The 17,300-nt window shown below is 65.7% G+C and carries 21 protein-coding genes; 10 read left to right on the top strand and 11 right to left on the bottom strand.

The window, feature by feature from the left end; translation table 11 throughout:
- Positions 1–179: 179 nt before the first annotated feature.
- The 3 genes from AC3A3W_RS19610 to AC3A3W_RS19600 form a co-directional block, all read right to left on the bottom strand.
- Positions 180–1,766, bottom strand: coding sequence for an alkaline phosphatase D family protein (locus AC3A3W_RS19610; RefSeq protein WP_487444793.1), 1,587 nt, complete (start codon positions 1,764–1,766; stop codon positions 180–182).
- Between the two features lie 78 nt (positions 1,767–1,844).
- Positions 1,845–2,042: a hypothetical protein gene (locus tag AC3A3W_RS19605; protein ID WP_487444791.1), complete on the bottom strand. Its 198-nt coding sequence runs from the start codon at positions 2,040–2,042 to the stop codon at positions 1,845–1,847.
- A gap of 112 nt (positions 2,043–2,154) precedes the next feature.
- On the bottom strand, positions 2,155–2,367 hold the full coding sequence (locus AC3A3W_RS19600) for a hypothetical protein (RefSeq protein ID WP_487444789.1): 213 nt from the start codon (positions 2,365–2,367) through the stop codon (positions 2,155–2,157).
- 156 nt (positions 2,368–2,523) lie between these two features.
- On the opposite strand from AC3A3W_RS19600, the gene AC3A3W_RS19595 reads away from it, so the two are divergent.
- Both AC3A3W_RS19595 and AC3A3W_RS19590 read left to right on the top strand, forming a co-directional pair.
- Positions 2,524–3,303 carry a phosphatase PAP2 family protein gene (locus AC3A3W_RS19595; RefSeq protein ID WP_487444787.1) on the top strand — a complete coding sequence of 260 codons (780 nt, stop codon included), beginning with the start codon at positions 2,524–2,526 and terminating at the stop codon, positions 3,301–3,303.
- Between the two features lie 59 nt (positions 3,304–3,362).
- Positions 3,363–3,668 (top strand): MmcQ/YjbR family DNA-binding protein, encoded by a 306-nt coding sequence (locus AC3A3W_RS19590; RefSeq protein ID WP_487444785.1) that lies wholly within the window; start codon positions 3,363–3,365, stop codon positions 3,666–3,668.
- On the opposite strand, the gene AC3A3W_RS19585 is transcribed toward AC3A3W_RS19590, so the two are convergent.
- A complete protein-coding gene (locus AC3A3W_RS19585) occupies positions 3,639–3,971 on the bottom strand; it encodes a MerR family transcriptional regulator (protein WP_487444784.1) in 333 nt (110 codons plus the stop codon). The genes AC3A3W_RS19590 and AC3A3W_RS19585 overlap by 30 nt on opposite strands.
- Before the next feature lie 140 nt (positions 3,972–4,111).
- Between AC3A3W_RS19585 and AC3A3W_RS19580 the strand changes: the two genes are divergently transcribed.
- From AC3A3W_RS19580 to AC3A3W_RS19565, 4 genes are all read left to right on the top strand, one after another.
- Positions 4,112–4,534, top strand: coding sequence for an Hsp20/alpha crystallin family protein (locus AC3A3W_RS19580; protein WP_487444971.1), 423 nt, complete (start codon positions 4,112–4,114; stop codon positions 4,532–4,534).
- Between the two features lie 168 nt (positions 4,535–4,702).
- Positions 4,703–5,110, top strand: coding sequence for a J domain-containing protein (locus AC3A3W_RS19575; RefSeq protein WP_487444782.1), 408 nt, complete (start codon positions 4,703–4,705; stop codon positions 5,108–5,110).
- Entirely contained in the window at positions 5,107–5,493 is a 387-nt protein-coding gene (locus AC3A3W_RS19570) for a hypothetical protein (protein WP_487444780.1), read from the top strand. The genes AC3A3W_RS19575 and AC3A3W_RS19570 overlap by 4 nt, the downstream gene beginning before the upstream one ends.
- A gap of 252 nt (positions 5,494–5,745) precedes the next feature.
- Positions 5,746–7,314, top strand: a complete 1,569-nt coding sequence (locus tag AC3A3W_RS19565; protein ID WP_487444778.1) for a GH1 family beta-glucosidase — start codon at positions 5,746–5,748, stop codon at positions 7,312–7,314.
- A 39-nt stretch (positions 7,315–7,353) separates the two neighbouring features.
- Here AC3A3W_RS19565 and AC3A3W_RS19560 read toward each other — a convergent pair whose 3' ends face one another.
- The 3 genes from AC3A3W_RS19560 to AC3A3W_RS19550 all read right to left on the bottom strand — a co-directional run bounded on the left by AC3A3W_RS19560 (position 7,354) and on the right by AC3A3W_RS19550 (position 9,974).
- Positions 7,354–8,412, bottom strand: coding sequence for an App1 family protein phosphatidate phosphatase (locus tag AC3A3W_RS19560; RefSeq protein ID WP_487444776.1), 1,059 nt, complete (start codon positions 8,410–8,412; stop codon positions 7,354–7,356).
- Positions 8,413–8,503: 91 nt separating this feature from the next.
- Positions 8,504–9,235 carry a DUF72 domain-containing protein gene (locus tag AC3A3W_RS19555; protein ID WP_487444774.1) on the bottom strand — a complete coding sequence of 244 codons (732 nt, stop codon included), beginning with the start codon at positions 9,233–9,235 and terminating at the stop codon, positions 8,504–8,506.
- A 4-nt stretch (positions 9,236–9,239) separates the two neighbouring features.
- The gene (locus AC3A3W_RS19550) at positions 9,240–9,974 is read right to left on the bottom strand and encodes an ANTAR domain-containing protein (RefSeq protein WP_487444772.1); all 735 of its coding nucleotides are present in this window, start codon (positions 9,972–9,974) and stop codon (positions 9,240–9,242) included.
- A 149-nt stretch (positions 9,975–10,123) separates the two neighbouring features.
- On the opposite strand from AC3A3W_RS19550, the gene AC3A3W_RS19545 reads away from it, so the two are divergent.
- The 3 genes from AC3A3W_RS19545 to AC3A3W_RS19535 all read left to right on the top strand — a co-directional run bounded on the left by AC3A3W_RS19545 (position 10,124) and on the right by AC3A3W_RS19535 (position 12,949).
- On the top strand, positions 10,124–11,926 hold the full coding sequence (locus tag AC3A3W_RS19545) for a glycoside hydrolase family 15 protein (RefSeq protein WP_487444770.1): 1,803 nt from the start codon (positions 10,124–10,126) through the stop codon (positions 11,924–11,926).
- Positions 11,927–12,017: 91 nt separating this feature from the next.
- Complete coding sequence (locus AC3A3W_RS19540) at positions 12,018–12,254, top strand: YegP family protein (protein WP_487444769.1); 237 nt, start codon at positions 12,018–12,020, stop codon at positions 12,252–12,254.
- Positions 12,255–12,262: 8 nt separating this feature from the next.
- Positions 12,263–12,949, top strand: a complete 687-nt coding sequence (locus AC3A3W_RS19535) for an HAD family hydrolase (protein WP_487444767.1) — start codon at positions 12,263–12,265, stop codon at positions 12,947–12,949.
- 54 nt (positions 12,950–13,003) lie between these two features.
- Here AC3A3W_RS19535 and AC3A3W_RS19530 read toward each other — a convergent pair whose 3' ends face one another.
- Entirely contained in the window at positions 13,004–13,279 is a 276-nt protein-coding gene (locus tag AC3A3W_RS19530) for a hypothetical protein (protein ID WP_487444766.1), read from the bottom strand.
- Positions 13,280–13,452: 173 nt separating this feature from the next.
- Between AC3A3W_RS19530 and AC3A3W_RS19525 the strand changes: the two genes are divergently transcribed.
- Complete coding sequence (locus AC3A3W_RS19525) at positions 13,453–14,628, top strand: zinc-dependent alcohol dehydrogenase (protein ID WP_487444764.1); 1,176 nt, start codon at positions 13,453–13,455, stop codon at positions 14,626–14,628.
- Between the two features lie 77 nt (positions 14,629–14,705).
- Here AC3A3W_RS19525 and AC3A3W_RS19520 read toward each other — a convergent pair whose 3' ends face one another.
- The 3 genes from AC3A3W_RS19520 to AC3A3W_RS19510 all read right to left on the bottom strand — a co-directional run bounded on the left by AC3A3W_RS19520 (position 14,706) and on the right by AC3A3W_RS19510 (position 17,292).
- Positions 14,706–15,062, bottom strand: a complete 357-nt coding sequence (locus tag AC3A3W_RS19520; RefSeq protein ID WP_487444763.1) for a VOC family protein — start codon at positions 15,060–15,062, stop codon at positions 14,706–14,708.
- A 44-nt stretch (positions 15,063–15,106) separates the two neighbouring features.
- A complete protein-coding gene (locus AC3A3W_RS19515; protein ID WP_487444762.1) occupies positions 15,107–16,270 on the bottom strand; it encodes a serine hydrolase domain-containing protein in 1,164 nt (387 codons plus the stop codon).
- Positions 16,271–16,479: 209 nt separating this feature from the next.
- The gene (locus tag AC3A3W_RS19510) at positions 16,480–17,292 is read right to left on the bottom strand and encodes a bifunctional allantoicase/(S)-ureidoglycine aminohydrolase (protein ID WP_487444760.1); all 813 of its coding nucleotides are present in this window, start codon (positions 17,290–17,292) and stop codon (positions 16,480–16,482) included.
- Positions 17,293–17,300: the final 8 nt, after the last annotated feature.

The following is a 17,300-nucleotide window of genomic DNA, read 5'->3' as shown; positions in this document are numbered from 1 at the left end:
CTGCGCCTTGTGAGCGCTAACAATTACGAGAATAGCTCACGCGTTATTGTGGGTCAACACACATGTTTGCCGAAGCCGGGCCTTTTTGCCGGCCTTTTGCCTCGGCCGTTTGGCTGGCGAAACCGCCGGGCAGCAATGCTGCCCGGCGGCTGAGTGCAGGGCTGGCGCCCCTGGGTTACCTAGCCGCGCCGCTGCAGCCCGGGAACGCCGTCTTGGATGCCGAAGCTGGCCTTGGTGCTGATCGGGGAGCCGGGTGCGGAAACGTAGTCCAGCACCCGGTAGTCAGCCGTCATGGCGTCCCTGGTGATCGTGGTCCGGACGTAGCCGCGCTGGTCGTTGTAGAACTTCAGGTGCGGATTCCAGGCCATGGTCGGATCGGTGACGGAACCCGTTCCGTTTCCGTTGGACGTGACGGAGGTGCACACCAGTTCAGAACCCACCACGGGCGCGTGGGGATCCTTGAAGTCCACCTTCACGTCGTTGGCCCAGCTGCGGTGGACGTCACCGGTAAGGACGACGGCGTTGCGCACCTTCGCGTCCACCCAGCCTTGCGTGATCCGGCGCCGCGAGGCGGCATAGCCGTCCCAGCCGTCCATTGACACGTCGTCGATTTCCGGCGCCTGGTTGCGGTCGCGCTCCGCGAAGAACACCTGCTGGCCCAGGATGTCCCAGCGCGCCGTGGACTTCCGGAAGCCGTCCAGCAGCCACTGCTCCTGCCCGGCGCCGGTGATGGTCCTGTCCTCCGCAAGGCGCTCGCCGACGTTTTTCCGCCAGCCGTCGCCAGCCAGCTGGTCGTCGCGGTACTGGCGGGTGTCCATCATGTGGAAGTTTGCCAGCTGGCCCCACTGGACCGTGCGGTAGATCTTCATGTCGGCTCCGGCGGGAACAGACGGTGCACGCAGCGGCATGTTCTCGTAGTAGGCCTTGAATGCGGCCGCCCTCCGGATGCGGAAGTTGCCGGCGGAGTCGTTGAGCTGGGCGGGGTCGGCATTCTCCGGCACCTCGTCCGCCCAGTTGTTGTCCACTTCGTGGTCATCCCAGACCACCAGCCATGGTGCCGCGGCGTGGGCGGCCTGGAGGTCGGCGTCGGACTTGTACTGTGCGTGGCGCTGGCGGTAGCCCTCCAGCGTCACGGTCTCCGGCCCCTCGTGGTCCCGGACGTTTCCGCCGCCCACCACATAGGAGTCCTTCTTGTACTCGTACTGGTAATCGCCGAGGTGGAGCACCAGGTCCGGCTGATCTTCGGCGAGGCGGCGGTAGGCGGTGAAGAAGCCGTGCTCGTACTGGGCGCAGCTGGCGAAAGACATGGCCAGCGCCGCCGGCGTCTCGTGCCAGGCCGGGCTGGTCAGTGTGCGGCCAACGGGGCTGATATGGCGGCCGGCGCGGAAGCGGTAGAAGTATTCGCGGCCCGGCTTCAGCCCGCGCAGTTCGACGTGCACCGAGTGGGCGCTCGCAGGAACAGCCTGCTGGACGCCGCGCTGGACCACCCTGCGCATGGCAGGGTCTTCGGCCACTTCCCATGCCACGCCAACCGTGCGTGTCGGCATGCCGCCAAGTCCGTCCTCAGCCAGCGGGCTGAGGGCCAGGCGCGTCCAGATCACGAACCCGTCAGGCCACGGATCGCCGGAGGCAATGCCAAGGGTGAACGGATCGGCCGGGAGGCTGGCCTCCGAGTTCCGCTGGTCGGCGACGGCCGTGCCCGGCAGGGCAATGATGAGGCCGGCACCCAGGCCGGTGGTGATGAGCGTTCTGCGCGAAATGTCCATGGCCCGAACCTAGCCAGCCCGTTTGGACAGCCGAGGACGCGCGCGTGAATCCCGGGTGAACGCCCGTGCGCCCTTGTGCTACTGGGAAGGCTGCGGCACCTCGCAGGCCATCTTGGGATTGACCCCCATGTAGTTCAAGGGCCCGGCGACGACCGTAATCGCCACAGTTCCGGCCTCGGTGCACGAGTCCGGCGAGCCGCCGAAATATCCCCGCTGGAAGGCGGCGAAAGCGCCGATGATGAGCCAGATGATCACTAGCGTTCCGACGATCCTCATGGAATCCTCCGTAGCCCCGTTGCCACTCCAGTGTGTGTCCAATTATCCACCGCGGGCGGGTTCCAGGACAGGGCTCCCGGGGCACACCGGAGGCGGGCCGGGAAGCTGAGGGTCAGCTGGGCTCTGTTGTTTCCACCGGGGTTTGTTCCACGTCCGGGGTGTCCTCGGCTGTGGCTACCGATGTTTCTCCCCGCGCCGAAGAGTCCCCGGCCTCGGTCCCCTCTTCCGGTTCGAAAGTGTTGGCCTCGCCGGCCCCGAGCCCGACGCCGTTTTCCGAACCCGGAACGGTGCCGCCCTCGCCGGTGCCAGTGCTTTCGGTGCTCATGGTCGTCTCCTGAATCCTCGTAGGGCTGGGAAACCCACGGTAACAGCGGCAGCCTGGCTTCGTAAGAGGCCCGGAGGCTTCGCCCCGCGTCCGCGCAGGAAGGGATAATCTTCAACACAGAACCGTTCATTCCATCGTGCACAGTCAGGAATCCACGTGGCAGACGAACCAGCAGGCAAGGCGGGGTGGTGGCGGGTCTTCCACGACAAGTTCGTGGTCGAGGAACGCTACATGGATGCCAGTGCGCGGAAGGCGCTGTACATCACTGCAGCAGTCCTTGCCCTGGTGGGCGCATTCTTCTTCTTCCTGACGCTGACTGACGTGCTGGAGCAGGACGGCCTGGCAAGCGCCGATGAGTCGGCCCGGAGGTGGCTGCTCTCCACCCGGTCAGAGGCGCTGACCGTTGTCATGATCATCCTGGCGGTTGTCTTCGGCCCGGTTGCGCTGCCGATCATCGTGCTGGTGGTTACCCTCGCATGGGGCATCCTGGCCAAACACGCCTGGCGGCCGGTCCTGCTTGCGGCGGCCATGGTCACGGGTGTTGGACTGGCCCAGCTCATTGGCCATTCCGTCGAACGCACGCGCCCGCCTGTTGAACTCATGCTGTTCGGTGCCGACCATACGTTTTCGTTTCCCTCCGGGCATGTCCTCGGTGCCTCGGATTTCCTGCTCGTGACCGCTTTCCTGGTCTTCTCCCGCCACCGGCATCCGAAGGTCACCGTCATCGGCTTTATCTTCGCCATCATCGGCGTGGTCCTGGCCGCCCTCAGCAGGCTCTACCTGGGCTACCACTGGGTGAGCGACGCCGTGGCCTCGGTGTCTCTGTCCCTGGTGGTGCTCGGGGCCGTGATAGCTGTGGACACCTGGCGGACCGCCAGGGTGCCGGGCGAAGCGGTGACCGGAGAACTGTCAAAGGCTGATTCCCCGGCGGACTAACCGCCGCAGCAGCCTCCTGCGAGGGTTGCTGCAGTTTCCGGCCGGTGCCAGAGTGGGGCATGGCCACTGAAGACGATGTCCGCAGAATCTGCCTCGCGCTGCCCGGGGTCACGGAGCGCAGCAGCTGGAACCAGCCGGCGTGGTTCGCAAAATCCCTGATGGCCCGGATGTGGGAAGAGGGCGTGCTGACGGTCAAAACCGCGGAGCGGGAGGCCCTCGCGGGTACTGATCCAGACACCTACTTCTGGACGCCGCATCACGAGCGGTCGCCCCAGCTGGTCCTGGTCAGGCTTTCACGGCTCGATGACGGCGAACTCGCGGAGCTGTTGGAAGAATCATTCCTGCTGGCCGGCGGGCGGATATGAGTCCAGGAGCCGGGCGTTGCGGGCACGGGCGCGTTCAAGCTGCCGGCGGAGCCTGGCGTTGTCCACTTCGAGTTCCAGCACTTTCGCCACTCCTGCCAGGTTGAGCCCCTCCTCAAGAAGCTCACCGATCCGTCGCAGCACTGCCAGGTCCGAATCGCTGTATTGCCGCGTCCCTCCGGAGGTCCGCCCGGGGGTCAGCAATCCGCGCCGTTCGTACAGCCGGATGTTTTGCTGGCCGGTGCCGAGCAGATCAGCCACCACGGAAATTGCGTAAAGGCCCCTGCCTTCGTCCTGATCTGCCACGATGCTTCCCTCGGTTGCGAATACTTTTGATGTGCCTCTTGCACCAGTTTGACACCAGTGCTATAAAAAATCTATATCCACCGCCATAGATGAGCTGGTGGATAACCCTGAATCACTACGTGCTGAAGGAGTGGGAAATGATGCTGATCCGTACCGACCCGTTCCGTGAGCTTGACCGGCTCACCCAGCAGGTCTTCGGAACCGCCGCCCGCCCGGCTGCCATGCCCATGGACGCCTGGCAGGAGGACGGGGAGTTTGTGGTGGCCTTTGATCTTCCCGGCGTGCTGCCCGAGAAGGTAGACCTCAATGTGGAGCGGAACGTCCTGACCGTCAGGGCTGAACGCCAGGATCCCACGCAGCCCAATGTTGAGCTGGTGGTGGCCGAGCGGCCGCGCGGAGTTTTCAGCCGCCAACTGATCCTCGCCGACACCCTCGATACCGAGAACATCAAGGCGAGTTACGACTCCGGTGTGCTGACGCTTCGAATCCCCGTGGCGGAACAGGCCAAGCCGCGCAAGATTGAAATCGAAAGCAAGGGCCAGCTCCACCAGATCGGAACCTGAGTCCGGCGGCCCTTGGCACGGCTGTCCAGCGCTGTCGCCAGGGCGGCTTCCGGCTCAGGCCGGAGGCCGCTCCGGGTCCTCAGCGGCCCGCATGGTCCCGGGGGTCGCTGAGCCAGTAAAGCCTGTGGACCGACTGAAGCCTGTGGACACCAGGAGAGGGGCAATGCCATGCTCGGCAATTTCCCGGATCACTACGCGGCCCTGAACGTGCCGCGTACGGCCACCCAGCGGGAAATAGCGCGTGCTTACCGGTCCCTCCTCCGAACGCACCATCCGGACCTGGCCGGTCCCACGGCAGCGCCCGCTGAACTGCAGCTCATCATGCAGGCCTTCGAGGTGCTCCGAGACCCGAGGCGGCGCCTTGCCTACGACCGCGAGGTTCTGGGGAATGACGCGAACGAACAAAGGCCGGCGCCGGCCGGCCCCCGGGCCGGCCCGTCCGGAGACCATTCCCGCGAGGTCCCCGTGCGGCATGTCCGGCACGAGGACCCGCCGCTGCGGGCAACACCCGTCCGGTGGGAAAGCGGGCCGTGGGCCACCATCCGTTTCAACCCCCGAGGAGAACAGCGACGATGAGCGATTGGCGCCGATACGATTCCCACCTGATCCCTGCCTTTCATGAGCGGTTTGAAGAACGCTGGGGCAAGAACACTGCGCCGTTCCTGGATCCGGAGGCCCACGAAGAGCCCCTTCCGCGTGCGCAGTGGATCAACCCCGCCACCGGCGCAGCCCTGGCTGTCGTGCCCATCTGGACGGACGACGACCGCCAGCACCGGTCGTTTGGGGTCTTCTACCTGCCGCCCGGAGGGGACATCTGGGTGCTCCGCCCGGGCTTCACTGGCTACCTGGAACCGGGGGAGGACGGGTCTGAGCACCTGCTGGCCCTGAGGAACGACGCCTTCAAGAAAGCCGTCGCCCACGCCAAGGATTTCCTGTTCGGCCCCGCAGTGATGCACTAGGCGGCTGGGCGTAGGCAGCGTCCGGTGCCTGCCGCCGTCGCGGGGCATGTCTAGTCTCGTCAGGGGTCGCGGCCTGTGTCATTCTGGAAGGCACCGCAAGTGCAGACGAAGGAGAATGCCAGCCCGGCCCGGTTCACGAGCCCGCAGGAAACGTGATTTCAGTGATCAAGGGTGGTGGCTTGCTGGCCTAAACGGGCAGTTTCAGGCAAACTCTTCTTCTGCCCATTTTCGAGACGACATAGAGGTCCGCCCATGCATCCCTCCGCCAAACAGTTGGCAGCGAAGATTCCGCCGGGCTTCACGCTGGGGGTGGCCACCGCCGCCTTCCAGATAGAAGGCGCCCTTGACGAGGACGGCCGGGGGAAGGCCGGCTGGGACGTCTTCGCGGCCAAGCCCGGCACCATCGTGGACGGCCACAGCCCGGCCGTGGCCTGCGACCACTATCACCGCATGCCGCAGGACGTGGCGCTCATGAAGGAACTGGGTATCGATTCGTACCGGTTCTCCCTCTCCTGGCCCCGGATCCAGCCAGGAGGCAGCGGGCCTGTGAACCGGGCCGGGCTGGATTTCTACGACCGGCTGCTTGATGAGCTTCTGGAAAACGGGATATCCCCCATGGTGACCCTCTACCACTGGGACACGCCGCTGGCGCTGGACGAGGCAGGCGGATGGCTGAACAGGGACACCGCTTACCGGCTGGCGGAATTTGCCGCCATTGCCGCGGCCGCGTACGGGGACCGCGTGGCCCGCTGGGTGACCATCAACGAACCGGCCACGGTGACCACCAACGGTTATGCGCTGGGCCTGCACTCACCGGGAAAGGCGGACTTCGCGAACGGGCTGCCCTCGATCCATCACCAGCTGCTTGGCCACGGTTTGGCGCTCCAGGCACTGCGGGCGGCCAAGGTGCCGGGGGAGATCGGTATGTCGAACGTGTACTCGCCGATGGTGCCCAATTCCGCCAATCCACTGGACAGGCTGAGCGCCGGCGCCATGGATGTGGCCCAGAACCGCGTCTACGCGGACCCCATCCTCGCCGGAAAGTATCCCGACCTCGTCCGCCTGGGGAAGTTCTTTTCCTCGTTTGAGCATCCCGACGAAGACATGGCCATCATTTCCCAGCCGCTGGACTTCTACGGGCTCAACTACTACATGCCCACCAGGGTTGCGGCCGGCGGGGGAGACAGCCCGGTGCCGGCTGCCATGGCGGAAGCCATCGGCGACGATCTCAGCAGCGCCACCCCGGGCGCGCCGCTGCACATCGAGCCCTGGCCGGACACCGAGACCACGGCCTACGGCTGGCCGGTCAAACCTGCATACATGGCCGTCGCCCTCAAGGAGATGGCAGAGCGGTACCCGAATCTTCCGCCGGTGATCATTACCGAGGGCGGCGCGAGCTTCGAGGACATCATCGTCCGGGACAAATCCACCAACCGCAGCTTCATTCCGGACGAGCGCCGCCTGCGGTACCTCTCGGACCACCTCGGCACCGCGCTCCGTGCCACGGCACCCGGCGGCGAGGCCGAGGCGGTGGATCTTCGCGGGTACTACGTGTGGTCACTGATGGACAATTTTGAGTGGTCCGGCGGGTACAACCAGCCGTTCGGGCTGGTCCACGTGGACTTCGAGACGCTCGAGCGGACGCCCAAGGCGTCCTTCTACTGGTTCCAGGAGCTGCTGGAGGAGCGGACACTGGTTGCGGCCGCAGGAGCCGCTGTCGCCGCCGCCGCTGCCCCTCGAGACGCAGTTCCCGAAGGCGCTGCCCCCGAGGGCGCGGACCGCGGAATGCCCGACGGCGGGGCGTCGCCGCTGGGCAGCTGAGCTGCCGGTTCAATTCGGGCCAGCTCAGCCCAGGCCAGTTCAGATCAGTTCAAGTTCCTTGAGTTTCCGCGCAATGCCGGCGCCATCGGGGGAGTAGATCCAGGGCACGGAGGAGGCACTGTGGTCTCCGTTTTCCGAATGCCCGCCAGCCAGCACGGACTCGCTGACGGAGAGTTGCCGGATGGCGATGGCGGCCACCCTGTCTGAATACTCCTGGGCGAACGCGGAGTAGATCTGTTCATCATGCTGGCCGTTGTCGCCGATCAGCAGCCAGCGCATGTTCGGAAATTCGGCGGCCAGGCGCTCCAGATTTTGGCGCTTGTGGGCCTGGCCGCTGCGGAACCACCGGTCCTGGGTGAGTCCCCAGTCCGTAAGCACGAGCGCGCCGGAGGGATACATGTTGCGCGTAAGGAACCGGCCAAGGGTGGGCGCGGCGTTCCAAGGCCCGGTGGACAGGTAGATCACCGGGGCATCGGGGTGCTCCACCGTCAGCCGGTCCAGCAGCACAGCCATGCCCGGAGTAGCCATCCTGGCCCGCTCGCTCAGCACGAACGTGTTCCACAGGGCAAGGAAGGGCCTTGGCAGTGCCGTGACCATGACGGTGTCGTCGATGTCAGAGACGATGCCGAACCTGGTCTCCGGACCAATGACGAAAATGCTGGCCTCTGCCGGCTCGGTGCCTTGGGACCGCAACACAGCCGTGTGCCAGCCCGGGGAAAGAGAGACCCGGACATCAATGTCGATCAGCCCGCCCCTGTCGGCCCTGACCTTCGTCACGGTGCCGCCCACTTCGATTTCCACTTCGGACCCCGGGATGGGAACGCTGGTGAAGGCGCGCCAGCCCCGGACGTTCTGCGTTCCGTTCTTGGCGGCATGATCGGCCCGGCTGCCGGGCACGGGCTTGCTGGCCAGCACCACCCTGCCGAGCACCCGGACCCACTCGGTGGAACCGTAGCCCTGGTACGCGATGGTCTTGGGTTCGAACTTCCACCGCCGGGCAAGCTTCAGCCGGGCGGTGTTGACCGCGTCGGAGAGCCGGTGGGCCAGGCGGAAAACGTGCGTACCCGACAAAGAAGATTCCTGTGACGCCATGTCCATGCCTTCACTCTGCCACAGGCCCCGGTCCGGCGGGCCGTTGCATGCCTCTGTTACCTGACCCGGCCGGCTTCCGCCCGTTCCATCACGCCCGTCAACCCTCCCCCAGCAGCCAGCGCAACGTGTCCGCGTTCCGCACCGCGTTGCCGCCGCCGTCGTTATTGAAATAGGCGTACACGTCCTTGCCCGCTCCGCGCCACTCACGGATCCTGTCCGCCCACCAGCGCAGGTCCTCGTCGGAGTACGAGCCGCCGTACAGGTGCTCGTGGTCCGGGCCGTGCAGCCTGATGTAGACGAAGGGTGCCGTCGCCCTCAGAATGCAGGGCAGGTTGGCTCCGCTCATGACGCAGTAGGCCGCGCCGTGGCGCTCCAGCGTGCGGTAGACGTCCGGATGGTCCCAACTCGGGTGCCGGAACTCCACACTCACCCGGATCCATTCGGGCAGGGCAGCCAGGAAGTAATCCAGCCGGCCGTCGTCACGCGCCAGGTTTGGCGGCAGCTGGACCAGCAGGACGGCGCGCCTGTCACCGAGTTCGTGCCAGCACCGGGAAATCCTTTCGATCCAGACTTCCGGGCCGTAGAGCTTCTTGCCGTGCGTGAGTCCGCGGGGGGCCTTGACCGACAGGGCGAAACCGTCGGGAAGCCGCCGCCGCCAACTGGCAAAGGACGTGTCCCGCGGCCACCGGTAGAAACTGGCGTTCAGCTCCACCGTGCTGAACCTCGCCACATAATGCTGCAGCCTGTCGCGGGCGGGAAGCCCCGGCGGGTAGAGCACGTTCTCCCAGTGATCGTAGCTCCAGCCTGATGTGCCGATATGAACGGGCACGTGATCACTCGAAGTGCGTGGTCAGGTGTCCTCCGCCGGCCGACTCCACGATCGCGGCAGCCACGTCGCGGAGCTTCCTGTTGCGGTTGCTGGAGGCGGACTTGATCAGGGCGATGGCCTCCTCCTGGCTGCAGCGGTTCTGCGCGATGATGATACCCACGGCTGTGTCGATGATGGTGCGCGACTCCATCGCCGCCTTCAGGTTCGAGGCTGCGTCGCTGTGCTGGGCTATCCGGATTGCGAGGCGCAGGCCTTTGCCGGCCTGCCGGACGTAGCTGACGGCGTGTTCCACGGCATTGGCGTCGAAGGCGTTCGGCTTGTCCGAATAAAGGTTGAGGCCGGCGCGGGCGTTGCCTCCGGGCAGGTCGAACGGCACCGCCAGAACGGAGCGGATGCCGGCCTTGAGGACATTTTCGTTGTATTCGGGAAATGCCGTATCCAGTTCAAAATCAGGAACGTGGACGATGACGCCTTCCCGGCACGACCGGAGGCAGGGACCGTCCCTGAACTGGTACTGAATCTCGTCAACCGCCCGCGCCTGTTCGCTGCTGCTGGCCACGGTTCCCGCACTCCGGTTCCTCAGGAGCGTGATGCCGCAATGCACCTGGCCGTGGGGTCCGGACAGTTGCTCGGACGAGTAGCGGGCCAGCTCGTTGAGGAAATCTTCGACGTCTTTGGTCTCCAACAGAAGGTCCTGGACATAGCTCGTCACGTCAGTCTCGTTCAGACGACTATCCAAAGGAGGCTCCTGTTCTGCCCTGTCACCGGTTGTGTGGATGGCCGGAGATCAGGCTCAAAGTCATGGTCCGTGGCAGCTGCCCTACCTTCATCTCAGGCTACACCCGGGTTGCTCTCGTGCGGACGTTCCAGCTATGGCACTGTAAGGGCATGGTACGCATCGAGGATTATGCGGTAGTGGGTGACCTGCACACCGCGGCCCTGATCAGCACGGAAGGTTCCATCGACTGGCTGTGCCTGCCGCGCTTCGATTCACCGGCCTGCTTTAACGCCCTGCTGGACACGCCCGAGTCCGGACGCTGGAGGATCGCACCGGCCGGCGCGGGGGAGTGCACCCGGCGGAGCTACCGCAGGCATACCCTGATCCTCGAAACGGAATGGGAGACCGACGACGGAGCCGTCCGGGTCATCGACTTCATGCCGCCCCGTGACGAAGTGGCAGACATCGTACGGATTGTCGAAGGCATTCACGGACAGGTCAGGATGCGGGGCGAGCTGGCCCTCCGTTTCGACTACGGCCACATCATGCCCTGGGTGCGCCGCGACAGCCGCGGGCTGCACGCCATCGCAGGGCCGGACTCCGCCTACCTGGCCACCAACGCGCCTCTCCGCGGGGAACACATGCACACCGTCAGTGACTTTACGGTGAAAGCGGGCGAACGCGTGCCCTTCGTGCTGACCTGGGCGCCCAGCCACGTCCGCCGGCCGCGGTCGGTGGACGCTGAAGTAGTCCTGGAGTCCACGGAGAAGTTTTGGCGCGACTGGGCCGGGCAGTGCAAGGTATCAGGTCCCTACAAGGACGCGGTGGAGCGTTCGCTTATTACGCTCAAGGCCCTCACCTATGCCCCCACCGGCGGCATCGTGGCCGCTGTGACCACGTCCCTGCCCGAGCAGCTGGGTGGACCGCGGAACTGGGATTACCGCTTCTGTTGGCTCCGTGACGCCACCCTGACGCTGCAGTCGTTGCTGGCCGTTGGCTACACCGCGGAGGCTGCCGCGTGGCGGGACTGGCTGCTGCGGGCCGTCGCTGGTGATCCCGCGGACCTGCAAATCATGTACGGCATCCACGGCGAGCGCCGCCTGCCCGAGATGGAGTTGCCGTGGCTTTCGGGCTACGAGGACTCGTCCCCGGTGCGGATCGGCAACGGCGCAGCAGGACAGCTGCAACTGGACGTCTGGGGTGAAGTGCTGGACTGCCTGTCGCTCACCCGCAATTCCCTGCTCACGCATCCGGACGAGGCGTGGGACGTCCAGGTGGCGCTGATGGAGTACCTCGAAGGTGTCTGGAACCAGCCGGACAACGGGCTGTGGGAGATGCGCGGACCGAGGCGCCATTTCACGCACTCGAAGGTCATGGCCTGGGTTGCCGCGGACCGGATGGTCAAGGGCGTGCGGGAATCGGGGCTGCCGGGGCCCGCCGACCGCTGGGAGGCGCTGCGGGACACGATCCGGAACGATGTCATGACCCACGGCTTCGACGCTGACCGCAACACCTTCACCCAGTCCTACGGCCGCCCCGAACTGGACGCCAGCCTGCTTCTCATTCCGCGTGTGGGGTTCCTGCCGCCTGACGATCCCCGCGTGATCGGCACCATCGACGCCATCCAGCGCGAGCTGACTGAGGACGGTTTCCTGCTCCGGTACCGGCCCGAAGTCAGCGACGACGGCCTCCCGGGGGGCGAAGGCGTCTTCCTCGCCTGCTCCTTTTGGCTGGTGGAGGCGCTCCTTGGCGCGGGCCGCCAGCGGCAGGCGACCCAACTGTTCGAACGGCTCCTTGCGCTGCGCAACGACGTGGGCCTGCTGAGCGAGGAGTGGGGAGTCCAGAGTGGCCGGCATCTGGGAAACACGCCCCAGGCCTTCAGCCATTTCGCCCTCGTGACGAGCGCCCTGCAGCTGCAACAGCGCCGGACCAAGCGAAGCAACAGGCCTCTGCGGGCAGGAACTGCGTTGTAGCTACCGTTTCCTGACGGAAACCGCTCCATTTGCCGGATCACTAAGTATACTTACTAACACCATCCGACTGGTAAGAAGGAGGTGGGCTGGAATGTCTGGATATTTCGAGCTGGTTGATGCCCCCGATGGCGGCTACCGGATCCGGTTGCTGGACGGCACTGGCGCGCTGATGGCCGTGTCCGTCACCTTTCCGACGAAGCGGGCGGCCGTGGCTGGGGTGGCCCGTGCCCGCGAAATTGCCGGGATGGGGCTGATCCGCGATAACTGCAGCGATGCTGTAGTGCGGTCAGCAGTTCTTTCCCCTGGATCCTCTGAGGCGGAACGCTGAGCCGCGGCATGCGTGCTGCAGGCCTGCGCCGGAAGGGGGTCCTGTTCGACGTCGACGGCACCCTGGTCGATTCCGCCTATATCCATACGATCGCCTGGTGGCAGGCGTTCCGCCAGTCCGGCTTTGATGTGCCCATGGCGCGGATCCATCGCTGCGTGGGGATGGGCGGTGCGCGGCTGGTGGACCACCTGCTGCCGGACGGACGGGACGCGGCTGTAGACGAGGACATCCTCGCGGCGCACAGCGGAATATTCGGCACCTACTGGCCGTCCCTGAGGCCCCTGGACGGCGCGCGGGATTTGCTGGCGCAGTGCAGTGAAAGTGGCTTGGCGGTGGCGCTTGCTTCCTCGGCCCGGGACCAGGACCTCAAGGCCCTCCGCTCCAGCCTGGCCGCCGATTCCTTCATCGACGCGGCCACGAGCGCCAACGACGCCAAGGAGAGCAAGCCGGAACCGGACATCCTCGTCGCGGCACTGCGTGCCGTGGGGATCGAAGCCTCCCATGCCGTCTACGTAGGGGACGCTGTGTGGGATGTCTACGCTGCAGCCAGGATCGACATCCCCACCATCGGACTTACCTGCGGCGGGACGAGCGAGGCGGAGCTCCGGGAAGCGGGCGCCGTCGAGGTGTACACCGGACCGCGTGACCTGCTGGATAACCTCAGGGACAGCGCCATCGGGAGGCTTCTCGCATGATACGGGCCGGTAAACGCGCCGGGTAGCGTCGCGCCGCCTATGGACTGCGCCGCCTCATGCGGTGGCCGGCCCGGTCGTGGCCTCCCCGGGTGCCGGGCTTTCGGAGGCAGGCTCGTCTGCGTAGTCGCCCTTGTTCCATGACACCGTAACCGCAACCGATCCGTCGTCGTGCCTGGCGACTTTGGTCACCACTTCCGGAACCCTTGCGCCCATGGCGAGGATCTTCGCGCGGTAGGTGGTGACCAACTCCTCAAGGCTGGACTCGGTCCACTCGCCGGGGCGAATCCGGGTGGAAATCTCCACGGGTTCGGGCTGGTACAGCGTCATCATGATGCCTTTCCTTCGGTGGCCGGGGCAGTTCCTACGCTAGGAGGCTTCGCGGGCTGAAACAAGAGAAAAGGAAAGTGAGCTTACCTTTTGCCCTGGACCGCCGGAATGCTACTTTGACTGTGCGGCACGACTGATAAGCATGCTGATCTTTTTCCAGCTGAAGGAAGGGACCCATGAAGGCACTGACTTGGCAAGGCAAGCGCTCCGTGAGCGTGGAGGAAGTTCCGGACCCCGTCATCCAGGAGCCCACCGACGCGATCATCAGAATCACCTCCACAGCGATCTGCGGTTCGGACCTTCACCTCTATGAGGTGCTGGGACCCTACATGCACAAGGGAGACGTCCTGGGCCACGAGCCCATGGGCATCGTGGAGGAGGTGGGGGCCGGCGTCACCAAGCTGGCCAGGGGCGACAGGGTCGTGGTCCCCTTCAACATCGCCTGCGGGCAGTGCTACATGTGCAGCCAGGGGCTGCAGTCACAGTGCGAGACGACCCAGGTCAGGCAGAAAGGCTCGGGGGCCGCGTTGTTCGGCTACTCGGAACTCTATGGCTCCGTGCCGGGCGGCCAGGCGGAATACCTGCGGGTCCCGTTTGCCGACTATGGCCCGGTCAAGGTCGGCCAGGAGCTGCCTGATGACCGCTACCTGTTTCTGTCCGACATCCTTCCCACGGCCTGGCAGGCCGTGAAGTACGCGGACGTCGCCGCCGGCGGGACGCTGGCCGTGCTTGGGCTCGGTCCCGTGGGCCAGTTCGCCTCGAGGGTCGGAACGCACCTGGGACTGCGCGTGGTCGGAGTGGATCCGGTCCCGGAGCGCCGCGAGATGGCTGCAAGGCACGGCGTCGAGGTCCTGGACTACTCCAAGGGCGTGGCTGATGAGCTCCGCGAGCTGACGGAGGGCCGCGGCGCCGATGGCGTGGTGGACGCCGTCGGCATGGAGGCCCATGGTTCGCCCGTGGCGGGGTTCGCGCACCAAGCCTTGGGTCTCCTGCCGGACAAACTGGCGCAAAAAGCCATGGAAACCGCCGGCGTGGACCGGCTCGCTGCCCTGCACACGGCCCTTGACGCGGTCCGCCGTGGCGGGACCGTGTCCCTGAGCGGCGTGTACGGAGGCACGGCCAGCCCCATGCCGCTGCTGACCATGTTCGACAAGCAGATCCAGCTCCGGATGGGGCAGTGCAACGTCCGCCGGTGGACGGATGAGCTGCTTCCGCTGGTGGAGGACGACGCCGACCCGCTGGGTGTCATGGATCTGGTCACCCACCGCGCGGGGCTGGCAGAGGCGCCCGCGCTGTATGAGAAGTTCCAGAAGAAGGAGGACGGCTGCATCAAGGTTGTTCTTCAGCCCTAGGGCGGCTGGTGATGTGCGAGCCTGCCTGCGGGCCCATCTCTTGTGACGGCTCTTGTTGGTTGATGGAAGGCCCGTAGTCAGGCGGAAGCGTCGACGACGCAGAACCGGTTCCCGTCCGGGTCTTCCAGGACGATGAAGTCGGGGTCCTCCGGGTACAGGTCCCAGTCCACCTGGGAGGCCCCCAACCCCACGAGTCGCTCCACTTCGCCGGCCTGGTCGTCGGCGTATAGGTCCAGATGCATGCGCGGATGCGGCTGCACGGGCGTCTCGCTGAGCATGAGGGCGAGCCGGGCGCCTTCGCCCTGCTGCGGGACCAGCACCACCCACGTTTCGTCGCCCTCCTCCCGGGGGACATAGCCAAGGGCATCACACCAGAAGGCGGTGGCACGGGCGACGTCGTTGACTCCGAGGACAGTTGTTCCGATCGTCAGCATGGTCTCATGCTTGCGTGAGGCTGTTGATGTTGCAAGGGGCGGGGTCAGCACATGCTGTTCAGTGTCTGTTCGGCGACGTCCATCATCTCCAGCATGAGCGGGTTGTCCCCCAGGATAAAAGGCGCCGGCGGGTAAGTGAGGGCCACGGTCACCTGCCTGGTTCCATCCGCGCTGGTCATCGAGACGGTCCCGTAGCCCAGGAGGTCGCCCGGATGGCCGTAGGCGAAGCCGTTGGTGCAGGTGTCGTTCCAGATCCACAGGCCGAGGCCGTAAAATCCGGCGGTGTTGGCCGTCTGCATCTCCTTCAGTGTGGCGGGGTTCAGGAGCTTTCCCTGCATGAGGGCTGAATAGAACGTGTTCAGGTCCTGCACGGTGGATACCAGGCCCCCGGACGGCGACCCTGTGAGAACTGCCGGGGACGTCACATCCACGCGCCGGTCCTCGATGACCAGATAGCCGTGTGCCATGCCCGCGGGCGGGGTCCTGGCGCCGATCATGAACGTGCCGGTCATCCCCAGCGGGCCGGTGATCTGCTCACTGATGACGTCACCGATCGGCTGTCCTCTGAGCCTCTCCACCAGCAGCGCCAACGCCACGTAGTCCGACTCCGAATACTCGAATCCCTGGGCGAGCCGTTTCTCCCACGTCGTCCGCCCTGCCCAGGCCAGCCGTTGGGTCAGGCTCAGCCTGGTGTTGATCACGTCCTTCAGCGGCTTGGATGCAACCAGCGTCGCCGCGTAGTCCGGCATCCCCGACGAGTGGCTGAGCAGATCGCGCACAGTGACCGGAAACGGCGGGTGCACGACGCGGCCGAGGTCCGGCAGGTACTCGCTGACGGCGTCGTCGAGGCGAAGCCTGCCTTCCTCCACGAGCTTCAGGACGGTGACGGCCACCATGGATTTCGTCACGCCCGTGACTTCCACGGGATCGGAGACTTGCACCGGTTCCCTGGTCTCGAGGCTTCTGACACCGATTGCGCGGGACCATTCTTCGCCCTTGTTCTTGACCTGCACCAGAACGGCCGGAGCGCCGTCGTCGATCATGGTCCGGCCGAAGCTCTCGAGATCGGCGAAGACGGCGGCGGAAGACGTTGGCTGCTCAGGCGGATCCGGTGACCCGGTGCAGCCGCCAAGGGAGGCGGCCAGGAGCGTGGCGGACATGGCCGCAGCGCATCTCAGGATGGAGACCGGAAGCCTGAACCCTGGCATGCCATCAGATCCTTCACCGGGGCCGGCGCTGAACCCCCAGCAGGGAGGCCAGCCTGCCGGCACGAAACATGTTCCTCGCGCGCCCTGGGAAGGTCAAGAGCGGGCGGTGCCGCTGCCGGGCTCGCCGGAAACGCGCCGGGTCGCCGGAAGCCCGCGGCGAATTCGCAGGCTTCCGGCGACCTCGGCGTCGATCGGCGGCTGGGGGCCGGCTAGGTCAGGCGGATCTGGCGGTTCATGTCCTTGTACAGCAAGTAACGGAACTGGCCCGGGCCGCCGGCATAGCAGGCCTGCGGGCAGAAGGCGCGCAGCCACATGAAGTCGCCGGCCTCCACCTCAACCCAGTCGTTGTTGAGCAGGTACATGGCCTTGCCCTCGAGGACGTACAGGCCGTGTTCCATGACGTGGGTCTCCGGGAACGGGATGACCCCGCCCGGCTCGAAAGTCACAATGTTCACCTGCATGTCGTGGGCCAGATCGCTGGAATCCGTGAAGCGGGTGGTCTTCCAGGCGCCGTTGGTATCCGGCATCGCGGTGGGTTCCACCTCGGCATCACTGGTGACGAAGGACTTTGCCTCGTAACCCTCAAGCCGCTCGTAGGCCTTGCGGATCCATTGGAAGGAGACAATGTCATCGGAGACGTTCTCCAGACCCCAGGTAGCACCGGCGGCCAGGTAGGCGTAGCCGCCTTCCTCAAGCTGGTGCAGCTCGCCGTCGAGGGTCAGATTGACCTTTCCCTTGGTGACGAAGATGACGCCCTCGACGCCGGGCTCAAACTCGGCCTTGGGAGCGCCGCCGCCCGGACCGATTTCCACGATCAGCTGCGAAAACGTGGTGGCAAACCCGGAGATCGGGCGGGCCAGGATCCAGGAGCGGGTGTTGGAGAAACCAGGCAGGGTGCTGGTCACGATGTCGGTCATGACGCCCTTGGGGATGACCGTGTAGGCCTCCGTGACGATAGCCCGTTCCGTGGTGAGGTGGGTCTGCGGCGGCAGGCCGCCCTGGGGGTAGTAGTACTTGCCCATCATTGGAT

This window comes from Arthrobacter sp. Soil_N43, assembly GCF_057655195.1.
The sequence above is the reverse complement of the archived record's forward strand: the minus strand, read 5'-3'. Positions and strand labels throughout refer to the sequence as shown.

Excerpts from the sequence above, each read along its gene's own strand:
- AC3A3W_RS19565 (WP_487444778.1), top strand. The coding sequence starts at position 5,746 with ATGCATCCCTCCGCCAAACAGTTGGCAGCGAAGATTCCGCCGGGCTTC.
- AC3A3W_RS19610 (WP_487444793.1), bottom strand. The coding sequence starts at position 1,766 with ATGGACATTTCGCGCAGAACGCTCATCACCACCGGCCTGGGTGCCGGC.
- AC3A3W_RS19530 (WP_487444766.1), bottom strand. The coding sequence starts at position 13,279 with ATGATGACGCTGTACCAGCCCGAACCCGTGGAGATTTCCACCCGGATT.
- AC3A3W_RS19605 (WP_487444791.1), bottom strand. The coding sequence starts at position 2,042 with ATGAGGATCGTCGGAACGCTAGTGATCATCTGGCTCATCATCGGCGCT.
- AC3A3W_RS19545 (WP_487444770.1), top strand. The coding sequence starts at position 10,124 with ATGGTACGCATCGAGGATTATGCGGTAGTGGGTGACCTGCACACCGCG.
- AC3A3W_RS19525 (WP_487444764.1), top strand. The coding sequence starts at position 13,453 with ATGAAGGCACTGACTTGGCAAGGCAAGCGCTCCGTGAGCGTGGAGGAA.
- AC3A3W_RS19540 (WP_487444769.1), top strand. The coding sequence starts at position 12,018 with ATGTCTGGATATTTCGAGCTGGTTGATGCCCCCGATGGCGGCTACCGG.
- AC3A3W_RS19520 (WP_487444763.1), bottom strand. The coding sequence starts at position 15,062 with ATGCTGACGATCGGAACAACTGTCCTCGGAGTCAACGACGTCGCCCGT.
- AC3A3W_RS19510 (WP_487444760.1), bottom strand. The coding sequence starts at position 17,292 with ATGGGCAAGTACTACTACCCCCAGGGCGGCCTGCCGCCGCAGACCCAC.
- AC3A3W_RS19580 (WP_487444971.1), top strand. The coding sequence starts at position 4,112 with ATGCTGATCCGTACCGACCCGTTCCGTGAGCTTGACCGGCTCACCCAG.
- AC3A3W_RS19515 (WP_487444762.1), bottom strand. The coding sequence starts at position 16,270 with ATGCCAGGGTTCAGGCTTCCGGTCTCCATCCTGAGATGCGCTGCGGCC.
- AC3A3W_RS19570 (WP_487444780.1), top strand. The coding sequence starts at position 5,107 with ATGAGCGATTGGCGCCGATACGATTCCCACCTGATCCCTGCCTTTCAT.
- AC3A3W_RS19560 (WP_487444776.1), bottom strand. The coding sequence starts at position 8,412 with ATGGACATGGCGTCACAGGAATCTTCTTTGTCGGGTACGCACGTTTTC.
- AC3A3W_RS19535 (WP_487444767.1), top strand. The coding sequence starts at position 12,263 with ATGCGTGCTGCAGGCCTGCGCCGGAAGGGGGTCCTGTTCGACGTCGAC.
- AC3A3W_RS19600 (WP_487444789.1), bottom strand. The coding sequence starts at position 2,367 with ATGAGCACCGAAAGCACTGGCACCGGCGAGGGCGGCACCGTTCCGGGT.
- AC3A3W_RS19590 (WP_487444785.1), top strand. The coding sequence starts at position 3,363 with ATGGCCACTGAAGACGATGTCCGCAGAATCTGCCTCGCGCTGCCCGGG.
- AC3A3W_RS19575 (WP_487444782.1), top strand. The coding sequence starts at position 4,703 with ATGCTCGGCAATTTCCCGGATCACTACGCGGCCCTGAACGTGCCGCGT.